The sequence below is a fragment of the Dietzia cercidiphylli genome (assembly GCF_039531545.1).
Lineage (GTDB): Bacteria > Actinomycetota > Actinomycetes > Mycobacteriales > Mycobacteriaceae > Dietzia > Dietzia natronolimnaea.
This window is the reverse complement of the sequence record NZ_BAAAQG010000010.1, coordinates 165,702-178,165: the sequence shown is the minus strand read 5'-3', so window position 1 is coordinate 178,165 and position 12,464 is coordinate 165,702. Positions and strand designations below refer to the sequence as shown.

Genomic DNA, 12,464 nt, shown 5'->3' with positions numbered 1-12,464 from the left:
TGGTCCGGCCCCCGGGGTGTGCGGTGGGTCCGCTCAGGCGGAGACGAGGGTGCGCTCGGACCAGGCGGCGTAGCTGCCCTCGAGCTCGACCACGTGGTAGCCGGCGCGACGCAGTGCACTGGCCGCGACCGAGTTGCGGACGCCGCTCTGGCAGTACGTCACGATCGGCCCGTCGGTCGGGAGCCGGTCGAGGTTCCACAGGAGCCGGCCGCCGCTGAGCTGGTCGGAGCCCGGGATGTGCCCCTCGGAGTGCTCGGTCTTGTTCCGCACGTCCAGGACCATGGCGGCGTCGAACGCGTCCAGCTCGTCGGGCCCGATCATCTCGGGGGTCGTCATGGGCAGACCCTCGAGGCCGGTGGTGTAGCCGGTGACGGTGTCGATGCCGACCCGCAGCAGGTGATCCCGCAACGCCTCGGCCATCTCGACGTCCCGGGCGAGCACCACCAGGGGCGTGTCCTCGGACTCGGGGTCGTACACCCAGGCGCCGAAGGAGGCGGCCTTGTCGACGCCGGGGATGTTGAGCGAGCCGGGGACGGTGCCCGCGTGGACCTCGTCCTGGCCGCGGGTGTCGACGACGACGACCTCGTTCGTCTCGAGGGCGTCGGCCACCTCCGCGGAGTCGTAACGGCGCAGCGGGGCCAGCGGTCCGAGGACGTCCGGACCCTGCCGGTTCTGCCGCTTCATCCGCCCGAAGTACGCGTGCGCGTCCGGCTGGCCGTCGAGGAGTTCGGAGACGAAGCCCTCCTCGTCGTCGTCGTTGACGTACCCCGCCCACCACGCGTATCGACGCTCGTACCCGACGCTGGTCGACGGAAGCGCGCCGAGCGCCTTGCCGCAGGCGCTGCCCGAGCCGTGGCCCGGGAAGACCTGGACGTGGTCCGGCAGCGTGACGAACGAGTCCTTCAGGCTCCGGAAGATCTGCTTGGCGCCGGCGAAACGGGTGTCGACCCCGCCCGCGGCCTCGTCGAGCAGGTCGGGCCGGCCGAGGTCGCCGGAGAAGACGAAGTCGCCGGTCAGCATGTACCCGGGGGTATCGGCGAACGCGCCGTCGGTGATGAGGAACGACAGGTGCTCCGGCGTGTGGCCCGGGGTGTGCACGGCCTCGACGGTGATGTTGCCGAGTGTCAGCCGGTCGCCGTGGTACAGGCGCTCCGCGGCGAAGCGGTACTGCCAGTCGTCACCGCCCTCGCCGGAGACGTAGACGGTCGCCCCGGTGGCGGCCGCGAGTTCGCGGGTGCCGGACAGGTAGTCGGCGTGGATGTGGGTCTCGGTGACCGCGGTGATGGTCATGCCGTGGCGCGCGGCCAGGTCCAGGTACTCGCGGATGTCGCGGCGGGCGTCGACCACCACGGCCTCCCCCTTGGCCTGGCAGCCGATGAAGTAGCCGGCCTGGGCGAGGTCCTCGTCGTAGATGCGTTCGAGAAGCATGGTGCTCTCCTTGTCGGTCGGTGTTCCCTGCGAGGGGTGTGCCACGACTGTACATACCCCGGGGGGTATGCGCAAGACGCCCCGGAGGGTATGCGGACGGCCGGTCGTTCCCGGGGCCGGACGAGGCGACGGGCCGAGATGGCGACGAGCCGGGAGCGGCAATATGCAGGGTGTTCTGCACCACACCTAGTTGCACGGGCTGTGCAATCGTGCAGATGTCGTGCAAAACTGCGAAGGTTCGCGAATCGCATCTACGCACCAGGAGCCAGCGCATGGCGTCATTTCTCTACCGCATCGGGCGGTCCGCCTATCTGTTCAGATGGCGGTTCATCGCAGCCTGGATGTTGCTGATCATCGGTGTCGGCACGGCCGCCGCCACGTTGACGCAGCAGACCAGCACCACCTTCTCGATCCCGGGACTCGAGTCCATCGAGACGCAGGAGGAGATGCAGGAGAGATTCGCCGGGGCGGGCAGTCAGCTCGACGCGCCGACCGGGACCGTCGTCATCGGGGCGCCCGAGGGCAGCACCCTCACCGACCCCGCGGTCACCGAGGACGTCGACGCCTTCCTCGCCGACGTGCGGGAGCTGGAGTTCCTCACCGGGACCGACGCGCTGGTCAGCCCGGTGATCGCGGCCGAAGGCCTGTCGGAGCAGCTGACCACGGCCAAGGCCGAGCAGGGCATCGGTGAGGAGCAGATCGCCGCCGACATCGCCGCCCTGAGCCCGCTCAGCGCCGACGAGACCACCGGCACGGTCGAGATCCAGTTCGCGGCCGAGACCACGATGGACGTGCAGACCGAGGACCGGGAGGCCTTCGCCGAGGTCGTCGCCGAGCACGAGGGTGACCTGACCATCGCGTACTCGGGCAATGCCTTCCAGATGTCCGAGATCAGCGCCGTCGGCGAAATCATCGGCATCGCGGTCGCCGCCGTGATCCTGCTGATCACCTTCGGTTCGCTCATCGCCGCCGGCATGCCGCTGCTCACCGGCGTCATCGGCGTCGGGATCGGCATCGGCGGCATCTTCGCTGCAACCGCCTTCACGGACACCATCAACACCATGACGCCGACCCTGGCGTCCATGATCGGTCTCGCCGTGGGCATCGACTACGCCCTGTTCATCGTCTCGCGATTCCGCACGGAGCTGGTCAAACACATCGGCGGAAACGACCTGGAGCCCGCGGAACTCGCGGAGAAGCTCAAGGCCATCGACGTCAAACAGCGGGCGCATCTCGCCGGACTGGCGGTCGGCAAGGCCGGCTCGGCCGTCGTCTTCGCGGGCCTGACCGTCCTCATCGCGCTCGCCGCGTTGTCGATCATCAACATCCCGTTCCTCACCGCGATGGCGCTGTCCGCCGCGGCCACCGTGGCGATCGCCGTCCTGGTCGCGATCACGCTGCTGCCGGCCATCCTCGGCGCGGTCGGCACCAAGCTCTTCGCGGCCCGCGTGAAGGGCGTCAAGGCACCCGACCCGGAGGACGAGAAGCCGACGATGGGCCTGTCGTGGGTGCGCAAGATCCGCGCCCGCCCGGTGCTCTTCGCGACCGCCGGTGTCCTCCTCCTCATCCTGCTGGCCCTCCCGGCCGCGCAGCTGCGTCTGGCTATGCCGTCCGACGGCACGATGGCCCCGGACACCCCGAACCGCATCGCCTACGACATGACCGACGAGGCGTTCGGCCCGGGCCGCAACGCCCCGATGATCGCCCTCGTCGACACCCTGCAGGTGCCGGAGGAGGAGCGTCCGGCGGCGTGGGCTGCCGCGGCGGCGGACATCCAGGCCCTCGACGGGGTGGAGAACGCCCAGATCATCGAGACCAACGAGGCCGGTGACGCCGCCCAGGTGCTCATCACCCCGCAGTACGGAGCCATCGACGAGCGGGCCGCCGACGTCCTCGAGGAGATCCGGGCCAGCGCCGGGACCTTCGAGCAGGAGACCGGCGGAACCTACTCGGTCACCGGTGTCACCCCGATCTACGAGGACATCTCCGAGCGACTGACCGAGGTCCTGCTGCCGTACATCGGCATCGTCCTGGCGCTCGCCTTTGTCCTGCTCATGCTGGTGTTCCGGTCGATCTGGGTCCCGCTGATCGCCGCGCTGGGCTTCGGCCTGTCGGTGGCGGCGACCTTCGGTCTCACCGTCGCGATCTGGCAGGAGGGCTGGCTGGGCATCATCTCCGACCCGCAGCCGATCATCAGCTTCCTGCCGATCATGCTCATCGGCATCGTGTTCGGCCTCGCCATGGACTACCAGGTCTTCCTGGTCACCCGCATGCGCGAGGGGTGGGTCCACGGCAAGACTGCGCACAACGCGGTCGCCAACGGCTTCAAGCACGGCGCCCGCGTGGTCACCGCCGCCGCGCTCATCATGATCAGCGTCTTTGCCGCGTTCATGACGATCGACGAGCAGTTCATCAAGGTCATGGGCTTCGCCCTGGCGGTCGCCGTGCTGTTCGACGCCTTCGTCGTCCGCATGACGATCATCCCCGCGGTGATGTTCATGCTGGGCGAGCGGGCCTGGGGCCTGCCGCGGTGGTTGGACAAGATCCTCCCGACCGTCGACGTCGAGGGCTCCGCCCTCGAGACCGCCGAGTACGACGCAGCCTCGGAGGAGACCGCCGGCCGGCACGCGTCCGGAGACGTGGCCGAGCAGTCCGCAGGAGCGGGAGAGCACGAGCTCGGTGACCACGCCGCCGGCGGTGGTGTCGGGACCCGCACCGATGCCTAATCTGCGCGAGCGGAAGAAGGCCGACACCCGGACCCGGTTCGCGGTGGCCGCTGTCGAACTCCTCGTCGCCGTGGGTGCCGAGGGTGCGACGGTGTCCGCCATCGCCGGCCGGGCGGGGGTCTCCACCCGGACGTTCCACAACTACTTCGCCCACCGCGAGGACGCGTTCGTGCACTTCCTGCGCGAGCAGGTGGCCGAGTGGGTGCGGCAGGTGGAGCAGGCGCCGACGGGGATGTCGCCGCTGGAGGTCCTGCGCTCGATGTTCCGGGAGATCTCCGGCCGCTCGGCGGACGACGTCTACGCGGCCGAGAACCTCCTGGTGGTCGGCGAACAGATCGGTCTGCTGCTCAGCGCGGAGGCGAGGTCCAGCGTCGCCGATGACATCCTCGATCCGCTGTACGAGGCGGTCAGCCGCCGGGCGCCACGGCTGAGCCGGTTCCGGGTCCGCGTGATCGTGGACCTGGGTCTCGCGGCCGGGGCGTCGGTGCTCAGGCATCGACCGGCCGGGGCACAGGGCCCGACGGACTACCTGAACGAGGCGTTCGACCTGCTCGAGCACGGCACGGCCCGGGAGTTCCGGCGCGGCACCGAGTAGCTCGCTGACCGGGTCACCGCCGGGAGGGGCACCGTCGACCGGGTGAGCGCCGGGAGGGTCACCGCCGGGCGGCGGGGTCGCAGTTGACGACCTCGCCGTCGAACCCCGCGCGGGCCCCGTGTTCGCCCAGCCGCCCGGCCAGCTGATCGAGCGGCGGGTTGTGATGGCCCAGGTGCACGGCCACGATCTCGGAGTGGTCGTCGACCGCCCCGGCGGACCGCAGTGACCGGATCAGGTCCTCGAACCTCGGCAGACCGAGGTGGGCCTGCGAGATGTCCTCGCGGTCCCCGAGGGTCTCCTCGAGGAACACCGCGTCGTACCGGGCCCCGCGGACGGCGGCGAACCAGTCCTCGGGCCAGGGGCCGGTATCGGTGGCCCAGAGGATGCGGGCGCCGTCCGGGCCGGTGACGTCGTAGAGCACCGCGTCGCCGTCGTCGAACACGCGGTGCCGGGCGGGCAGTACGCGCACGTCGTAGCCGCCCACGGTGAGCCGGTCCCCGGCCGCGACCGGGACCAGCCGCACCGGGTCCCCGGGGCCGATCCAGGGCACGCACACCTCGAGTGCGGCGGCGGGTCCGACCACCTCGAGCGGGCCGGCCCCGGGGACCCAGGAGCGGGAGAGCAGGACCTGGGGGCCCAGGTGGTCGGCGTGGGCGTGGGTGATGAGCAGATGTCCGACCCCGGCGAGCGTCCGGCCGTGACGCGACGCGGCCCCCGGCACCTCGGGACCACAGTCGATCAGCAGCTCGTCGTCGACCAGGGCGGCGGTCTGGCCGCGCACCTCCCCGCGCCGCAGGGCGTCGAGGCAGGAGTCGCAGCGGCAGAACGGGTTGGGCCACCCGTCGGCGGCACCCGTGCCCAGCAGCACGACCTCCATCAGGCCCCCGGCTCCCGGAGCGGCAGGACGGCGCGGCCGTCGGGGCGGTCGAGGACCTCGACGCGGGCGTCGTACACCTCGGCCACCCGTTCGACGGTGAGCACGTCCTCCCCGGTGCCGTCGGCGACGATCCGGCCCTCGTCGAGCAGGACCACGCGTTCGCCGTAGTGCGCGGCGGAGGTGAGGTCGTGCATGGCGGCCACCACGGTGAGTCCGCTCTCGCGTCGCATCGAGTCGACCAGCTCGAGGACCTGCTGTTGGTGCCCGATGTCGAGGGCGCTCGTCGGCTCGTCCAACAACAACACCCGGGGCTCCTGTGCCAGCGCCCGGCCCAGGACCACCCGCTGGAGCTCGCCCCCGGACAGCGTGGTGGCGATGCGCGGGGCGAGGTCGTGCAGCGCGAGTCTGTCGATCACTCCCTCGACGACCTCGTGGTCGTGGGGCGACTCGGTGCCGAAGCGGGGGATGTGGGGTGTGCGGCCCAGCCGGATCAGCTCACGTGCGCTCACGCCCTCGGGCACGACCGGGCGTTGTGGCATGAGCGCCACCATCCGGGCGACCCGCCGTCGCCCGGCCCTCCGTGGCGCCAGACCCATGACCTCGACCTCCCCACGGGACGGGATGAGCCCGGCCATGGCGTAGAGCAGCGTGGTCTTGCCCGAGCCGTTCGGCCCGACCAGGGAGATCCAGGTCCCGGTGGGCACGACCAGGTCGATCCCGTGCAGGACGGGCACGGCGTCACGGGCCACATGGAGACCGCGGCAGGACAGGGCTTCGCCGGCGTCCGGGGTGGAGGTCATATGAGCCCCCGGCTCCGACGCAGGACGAACAGGAAGAACGGGGCCCCGATCGCCGCCGTCACGACCCCGATCGGCAGCTCGGCCGGGCTCACCGCGGTGCGGGCCACTATGTCGGCCAGGACGAGGAAACTCGCGCCGACCAGCAGGGAGAGCGGTAGGAGTAACCGGTGGCCCGGGCCGATCACCATCCGCACGGCGTGCGGGATCACGATGCCGACGAAGCCGATCAGGCCGCTCACGGACACGACCGCGGCGGTGCCCAGCGTGGCGACGCTGATGAGCACCAGCCGCACCCGGGCCGGGGCGATGCCGAGGGTGGAGGCCTCGACGTCACCCACCGCCATCACGTCGAGGGTGCGCCGGAACAGGGCGATCACCGCGACCGAGACCAGGACGTACGGCAGCACGGTCAGCACCTCGGACCAGCCGCTGGTCGTGAGCCGGCCGAGCATCCACGAGTACACCTGCCTCAGGGTCTCGTCGTTGCGCTGCATGAAGAAGGTCTGGATGGCGCTCGCGAACGCGGCGACCGCGACTCCCGCGAGGATGATCACGACCTCGGTCCGACCGCCACCGACACTGCGGCCGAGGGTGTAGGTGGCCATCACCGCGATCATGCCGCCGACGAACGCCGCCGGGGGCACCATCGCCGAACCCATGGCCCCGCCCACGACGATCGCCAGCGTCGCGCCCAGCCCGGCGCCGCTGGAGACACCCAGGAGATAGGGGTCGGCGAGCGGGTTGCGGAACACGCCCTGATAGGTCGCGCCGGCGATCGCCAACATCGCGCCGACGATCCCGCCGAGCACGACCCGCGGGATCCGGATCTCCCACAGGATCACCTGCTGGCGAGGCGAGAACCCCGAGTCGACGTGCACGAACGGCAGTCGCCCGACCAGCTCGAGCAGGACTCCCCGCGGGGTGAGGTCGGCGGGACCGACCAGCGTGCCCGCCACCAGCGCCACGAGGAAGAGCACTGTCGCTCCGCCCAACACCAGGGCGTGGCGGGGCGACGCACGGGTCACGAGGCAGGTTCCCTCTCGGGCTGTGATTCGTTCACAGTCAGTGTGGAGATGATCCCGGCCACCTCACGCATGAAGTCCACCACGCGCGGGCCCCACCGGCTGGCCAGGTCCTCGTCGACCACGAAGACGCGGTCCTGCCTGACCGCGGCGAGCTCGCCCCAGCCGGGACGCTCGGCGACGACCTCCGGGGTGATCCCGCAGCACTGCCCGTCGGCGAGCATCACCAGGTCGGGGTCCGCCTCGAGGATCAGTTCCTCGGACAGCTGCGGGTAGGCGTCCTCGCCGGTCGCGATGGAGGTCAGCCCCAACAGGGAGTACACCTCGCCGATGTACGTGTCGTCGGTGACGGTGTAGTAGGTGTCGTCGAGCTCGTGGAAGTAGGTCAGCGGGGTCTCACGCCGGGGGACCGAGGCCACGATCTCGTCGATCTCGCCCCGCATCCGCGAGACCAGTTCGGCGGCCTCGCCGACCGTGCCGGTGGCCGCGCCGACCTGTTCGATCTGGGTGTAGGTGTCGTCCAGGGTCCGTGCGGCGGGGAGCAGCAGGACCTCGACCCCGGACCTCTCGAGACCGGAGACGATGTCGCCGGTGTCGTCCGTGGCCACGACCAGGTCCGGCTGGTACCCGAGGATCGCCTCGAGGTTCGGGGTGTAGCCCGACAGGTCGGTGACCGGCGCATCGGCGGGATAGTTCGAGCGTTCGTCCACCGCGACCACCCGGTCGCCGGCACCCACGGCGTAGAGCATCTCGGTGGTGGTGGGGCTGAGCGAGATGATCGCCTGCGGCTCGCCGGAGGCGGCGGCGCCGCCGGTCTGGTCTGCCTCCGGGTCGTCCGCCCCGGAGCAGGCTGAGGCGATCAGCGCGACTGCGGTGAGGACGGCGGCGAACCGGGAGCGGGCTCGGGGCGTGGTCCGGGCTCGAGACAGGTGCATGACATCCTCCGGGGATCGCCAGGACGAAAGCAGCTCGGCAGCGACGCGGACGCCGCGGCACGCAACCGTCCTTCGTGCGAGGTCAGTTCGTACGGTGCCGCGGTACCGGCCGACCCGGCGCGCCCGCTCGGGGCGGGATCACAGTTGCGCGGGCATCGTCGGATTCACACCGACTTCCGCCGGGCACCACGGGTGTCCGGCGGGGGAGCCGGACCCTCCGAGGGTAGCCGACCCCCGGGTCGACGGCAGGATGGGCCGTGACCACCCTCCGACACCCACCGACAGGAAGGACCACGAGATGACGACGACGAACGGTTCAGGCGAGGGGCCTTCGGCCGCGGAACTCCGGTCGCGGGGTTTCGCGACCCGGCGCGGGGTGATGGGCGACGCCTTCGTGGACCGCGCGATGGGCCGGGCCGAGGGGACCGCCTCCGAGGCCCTCCAGTACGTGGTCACCGAGAACGTGTGGGGGAATATCTGGGACCGTCCGGGACTCGGGCGCCGCGACCGCAGCCTGTTGAACATCGGCATGCTCGTGGCGTTGCGGGCGAACGTCGAGTTGGCCGGTCACGTGCGCGGCGGCCTGACCAACGGCCTCACCCGCGAGGAGATCACCGAGGCCGTGATCCACGCCTCGGGGTACTGCGGGGCGCCGGCGGCCCTCTCGGCCATGAAGACGGTCCAGGAGGTCTTCGACGCCCTCGACGGCAGGTAGGGTTGTGTCCAGAAGTGACCCCCGACACCCCCTGAGTGAGGAGCCCCTCGCATGCGCAGCACCATGCAGCCGGAACAGCTGAACATCAGTACCATCCTGACGTTCGGCGCGACCGTCCACTCGGACGCGGTCGTCACCACCTGGACCGATCAGGGCCCGCGGAAAGTCACGTTCGGCGAACTCGGGAAGCGGGCGGCCCAGCTCGCCCACGGGCTGCGTTCGCTCGGGATCGACGCAGACCAGCGCGTCGCGACGTTCCAGTGGAACAACTCGGAGCACATGGAGGCCTACCTGGCCATCCCGTCGATGGGCGCGGTGCTCCACCCCCTGAACATCCGGCTGTTCCCGGACCAGCTCGAGTTCGTGGCCAACCACGCCGAGGACAAGGTCGTCATCGTCGACCCGAGCCTGATCCCGCTCCTGCAGCCCCTGCTGCCGCGGTTCTCGACCGTCGAGCACGTGATCGTCACCGGCGGCGGTGCGGCGAACCTCGAGGCCCCGGAGGGCGTGCAGGTGCACGACTACGAGGCGCTTCTGGCGGCCCAGCCCACCGAGTTCGAGTGGCCCGAGGTCGACGAGAACTCCGGCGCCGCGATGTGTTACACCTCGGGCACCACGGGCGATCCGAAGGGCGTCGTCTACTCGCACCGGTCGATCTACCTCCACTCGATGCAGGTGTGCATGTCGGACGGGATGGACATCTCGCTCGACGACAACGTGCTGGCGATCGTCCCCATGTTCCACGCGATGTCGTGGGGGCTGCCGTACGCGGCGTTCCTGGTGGGTGCCTCACTGCTCATGCCCGAGCGCTTCCTGCAGCCCGAGCCGCTGGCCGCGATGATCGCCTCCGAGCGGCCGACCCTGGCCGCCGCCGTCCCCACGATCTGGCAGGCCGTGGACGCGTACAGCGTCGATCACCCGATCGACATGTCGAGCTTCCGTGCCGTGGTCGTGGGCGGCAGCTCCTGCCCGCCCGCGCTGATCCGCAAGTTCAAGGAGAACTACGGGATCAACATCATCCACGCGTGGGGCATGACGGAGACCTCGCCCATCGGCACGCTGTCGCGGCCGAAGGCGGACCTGCCGGAGGAGAAGCAGTTCGACCTGCGCACCACGCAGGGCCGGTTCATCGCGGGGGTCAAGGCCCGGATCGTCGACGACGCCGGCCAGGAAATGCCCTGGGACGGCGAGTCCGTGGGTGAGCTCCAGGTGCGCGGCCCCTGGATCACGGGCAGCTACTACAAGGTGGAGAACTCCGACTCGTTCGACGACGGCTGGCTGCGCACCGGCGACGTCGGCTACGTCCGCCCCGAGGCGTTCCTGCAGCTCACTGACCGTGCCAAGGACATCATCAAGTCCGGCGGCGAGTGGATCTCCTCCGTGGAGGTGGAGAACTACCTCCTCGAGCACCCAGCCGTGGCCGAGGCGGCCGTGATCGGGATCCCCGACCCCAAGTGGGACGAGCGCCCGCTGGCCACGATCGTGGTCAAGGAGGGCGTGGCCGACCCCGACGTCGAGGACCTGCGCGCGCACCTCGAGTCCAGGATGGCCAAGTGGCAGGTGCCGGAGAAGTTCGCGTTCGTCGACGAGATCCCCAAGACCTCCGTCGGCAAGCTCGACAAGAAGCGCATCCGCGTCTCGCACTCCGACGGTGAGCTCACGGTGGTCAACGCCCTGGAGAAGTAGCCCCCGGTCGGGCCGCCCCACCGGTCCGGTCCCGCCCCAACGAGAAGAGCGTTCCGCGCACATCGCCCGAGAGGCAGGTGCGCGGAACGCTCTTCTCGTTGGAGCGGCGGCGGCTGGACGGGTCGCGGCGGCGATTGGGCGGGTTGCGCGCGCGGGTCGGGCGGGTCGCGCGGGCGGGCGAGTCGCCGGGTCGGCTCAGCCGGTGCGGGCCGGCGTGAGCGGCCGCAGGGACACCGGGAGCCCGTCACCGGGGAACGGCAGCGAGTCGTTCTTCATGGGCGGGACGTAGTCCAGAGGCACCGACCACTCGAAGTGCCGGAGCAGCGCGCTGAGGACGAGCTTGGACTCCAGGTTGGCGAAGATCATGCCGAGGCACTTGTGTACCCCGCCGCCGAAGGGCTCCCAGGCGTAGCGGTGGGACTTGTCCTCGCGCCTGCCCTCGGTGAACCGCTCGGGGTCGAAGATCTCCGGGTCGGTCCAGTACTCGGGCATGTGGTGCGACAGGAGCGGCATCACCGAGACGAGCCGTCCCTTGGGGATCGCCACCCCGAGCACCTCGGTGTCCTTGACCGCCCGGCGCGCCAGCACCGGCACCGGCGGGTGCAGCCGCAGCGTCTCCTTCATCACCAGGTCCAGGTCGGTGAGGCCCTCCAGCTCGGCGAGGGTCGGCGAGGGGCCCAGATCCAGACACTGCCTCCGACAGCGCTCCTGCCACTCCCGATCGCGCCCGAGTTCGTAGACCATCGAGGTCACGGTGCTGGTCGTGGTGTCGTGCGCGGCCATCAGCAGGAAGATCATCTGGTTGATGATGTCGTCGTCGTCGATCCCGCCGGAGGCGTCGGCCACCTGACACAGTGCCGAGAACAGGTCCTCACCGGGGTTGGCACGGCGGGCGGGCAGGTGGCGCCGGAGGAACTCCTCCAGCAGGCGCCGGCCGCGGGTCGCGCGACCCCACTTGGTGAACGGCAGGGGAGCGGTCGAGCGGATGTAACCGTTGGCGGCCTGCACGCAGTCCACGAACGCGGTGTTGACCCGCCCGATCTCCCCGGGTTCGGCGTATTCGGCGCCGCCCATGAACACCTCGGTGGCCAGATCGAGCGTGTGCGACTTGAGGGCGGGGTAGACCTCGAACGCCCATTCAGGGGTCCAGCTCGAGATCCCGCGCTCGACCAGCGGGGCCAGGGTACGGGCGTATCCCTCGAGCCGGGGGCGGGTGAACGCCTCCTGCATGAGGTGCCGGTAGTGGTGGTGCTCGGCGAAGTCCAGCAGCATCAGCCCGCGGTCGAAGAACGGGCCGACGAGGTATCCCCAGCCGGGGCCGTTGGCGAACGCCTTGTCGGCGTTCTGCAGGGCGATCTGGCACGCGTCGGGGCCGATCAGCGCGGTCCAGGTGGCGCCGAGGAAGCTCAGTTCGGAGACCGGCCCGTGGTCGCGGTACCGGCGGGCCATCGTGGCCAGCGGATTCTCGACGTACTCGAGGGTCCCGCCCAGGATCGGCAGGTGGGAGCGGAGGGGGGCCGGGCCCGGCCGGTAGACCGGATCGCGCGGATCGCCATCGATTGACATACTGCACCTCTTTGTCGGGGTCCCTCCAGTCTGTGACCTCCCTCACGCGACTGTCAGCCGAATAGCGAAACTGGCGGTGTCGTTTCTCCCCGCGGTGGTGACAGCGCGGTGGTG

General features: G+C 70.5%; 10 protein-coding genes. 4 read left to right on the top strand and 6 right to left on the bottom strand.

Annotation, left to right across the window (positions count from 1 at the left end):
• Positions 1 to 33 precede the first annotated feature (33 nt).
• The gene (locus ABD250_RS11465) at positions 34 to 1,428 is read right to left on the bottom strand and encodes an MBL fold metallo-hydrolase (RefSeq protein ID WP_344392343.1); all 1,395 of its coding nucleotides are present in this window, start codon (positions 1,426 to 1,428) and stop codon (positions 34 to 36) included.
• A 272-nt stretch (positions 1,429 to 1,700) separates the two neighbouring features.
• Here ABD250_RS11465 and ABD250_RS11460 point away from each other — a divergent pair, with 272 nt between their 5' ends.
• Both ABD250_RS11460 and ABD250_RS11455 read left to right on the top strand, forming a co-directional pair.
• Positions 1,701 to 4,154 carry an MMPL family transporter gene (locus tag ABD250_RS11460; protein ID WP_182659490.1) on the top strand — a complete coding sequence of 818 codons (2,454 nt, stop codon included), beginning with the start codon at positions 1,701 to 1,703 and terminating at the stop codon, positions 4,152 to 4,154.
• Positions 4,147 to 4,749: a TetR/AcrR family transcriptional regulator gene (locus ABD250_RS11455; RefSeq protein ID WP_182659491.1), complete on the top strand. Its 603-nt coding sequence runs from the start codon at positions 4,147 to 4,149 to the stop codon at positions 4,747 to 4,749. The genes ABD250_RS11460 and ABD250_RS11455 overlap by 8 nt, the downstream gene beginning before the upstream one ends.
• 58 nt (positions 4,750 to 4,807) lie before the next feature.
• Here the strand turns inward: ABD250_RS11455 and ABD250_RS11450 are convergent, their stop codons facing one another.
• The 4 genes from ABD250_RS11450 to ABD250_RS11435 are packed head-to-tail and all read right to left on the bottom strand — an operon-like array spanning position 4,808 to position 8,383.
• Positions 4,808 to 5,626 (bottom strand): MBL fold metallo-hydrolase, encoded by an 819-nt coding sequence (locus ABD250_RS11450; RefSeq protein ID WP_344392339.1) that lies wholly within the window; start codon positions 5,624 to 5,626, stop codon positions 4,808 to 4,810.
• Complete coding sequence (locus tag ABD250_RS11445) at positions 5,626 to 6,426, bottom strand: ABC transporter ATP-binding protein (protein ID WP_182643910.1); 801 nt, start codon at positions 6,424 to 6,426, stop codon at positions 5,626 to 5,628. Before ABD250_RS11445 ends, ABD250_RS11450 begins: the two co-directional genes overlap by 1 nt.
• A complete protein-coding gene (locus ABD250_RS11440) occupies positions 6,423 to 7,451 on the bottom strand; it encodes a FecCD family ABC transporter permease (RefSeq protein ID WP_179523768.1) in 1,029 nt (342 codons plus the stop codon). Before ABD250_RS11440 ends, ABD250_RS11445 begins: the two co-directional genes overlap by 4 nt.
• Positions 7,448 to 8,383, bottom strand: coding sequence for an ABC transporter substrate-binding protein (locus ABD250_RS11435; protein ID WP_182615542.1), 936 nt, complete (start codon positions 8,381 to 8,383; stop codon positions 7,448 to 7,450). The genes ABD250_RS11440 and ABD250_RS11435 overlap by 4 nt, the downstream gene beginning before the upstream one ends.
• Before the next feature lie 298 nt (positions 8,384 to 8,681).
• On the opposite strand from ABD250_RS11435, the gene ABD250_RS11430 reads away from it, so the two are divergent.
• Positions 8,682 to 9,098, top strand: a complete 417-nt coding sequence (locus ABD250_RS11430) for a carboxymuconolactone decarboxylase family protein (RefSeq protein WP_182659126.1) — start codon at positions 8,682 to 8,684, stop codon at positions 9,096 to 9,098.
• A gap of 51 nt (positions 9,099 to 9,149) precedes the next feature.
• Positions 9,150 to 10,784 (top strand): long-chain fatty acid--CoA ligase, encoded by a 1,635-nt coding sequence (locus ABD250_RS11425; RefSeq protein WP_182610385.1) that lies wholly within the window; start codon positions 9,150 to 9,152, stop codon positions 10,782 to 10,784.
• Positions 10,785 to 10,979: 195 nt separating this feature from the next.
• Here ABD250_RS11425 and ABD250_RS11420 read toward each other — a convergent pair whose 3' ends face one another.
• The gene (locus ABD250_RS11420) at positions 10,980 to 12,350 is read right to left on the bottom strand and encodes a cytochrome P450 (protein ID WP_344392332.1); all 1,371 of its coding nucleotides are present in this window, start codon (positions 12,348 to 12,350) and stop codon (positions 10,980 to 10,982) included.
• Positions 12,351 to 12,464 lie beyond the last annotated feature (114 nt).

What these genes read in the sequence shown, in the direction of transcription:
- ABD250_RS11465 (WP_344392343.1), bottom strand. Translation starts at nt 1,428, where the DNA reads ATGCTTCTCGAACGCATCTACGACGAGGACCTCGCCCAGGCCGGCTAC.
- ABD250_RS11430 (WP_182659126.1), top strand. Translation starts at nt 8,682, where the DNA reads ATGACGACGACGAACGGTTCAGGCGAGGGGCCTTCGGCCGCGGAACTC.
- ABD250_RS11420 (WP_344392332.1), bottom strand. Translation starts at nt 12,350, where the DNA reads ATGTCAATCGATGGCGATCCGCGCGATCCGGTCTACCGGCCGGGCCCG.
- ABD250_RS11445 (WP_182643910.1), bottom strand. Translation starts at nt 6,426, where the DNA reads ATGACCTCCACCCCGGACGCCGGCGAAGCCCTGTCCTGCCGCGGTCTC.
- ABD250_RS11460 (WP_182659490.1), top strand. Translation starts at nt 1,701, where the DNA reads ATGGCGTCATTTCTCTACCGCATCGGGCGGTCCGCCTATCTGTTCAGA.
- ABD250_RS11435 (WP_182615542.1), bottom strand. Translation starts at nt 8,383, where the DNA reads ATGCACCTGTCTCGAGCCCGGACCACGCCCCGAGCCCGCTCCCGGTTC.
- ABD250_RS11450 (WP_344392339.1), bottom strand. Translation starts at nt 5,626, where the DNA reads ATGGAGGTCGTGCTGCTGGGCACGGGTGCCGCCGACGGGTGGCCCAAC.
- ABD250_RS11455 (WP_182659491.1), top strand. Translation starts at nt 4,147, where the DNA reads ATGCCTAATCTGCGCGAGCGGAAGAAGGCCGACACCCGGACCCGGTTC.
- ABD250_RS11425 (WP_182610385.1), top strand. Translation starts at nt 9,150, where the DNA reads ATGCGCAGCACCATGCAGCCGGAACAGCTGAACATCAGTACCATCCTG.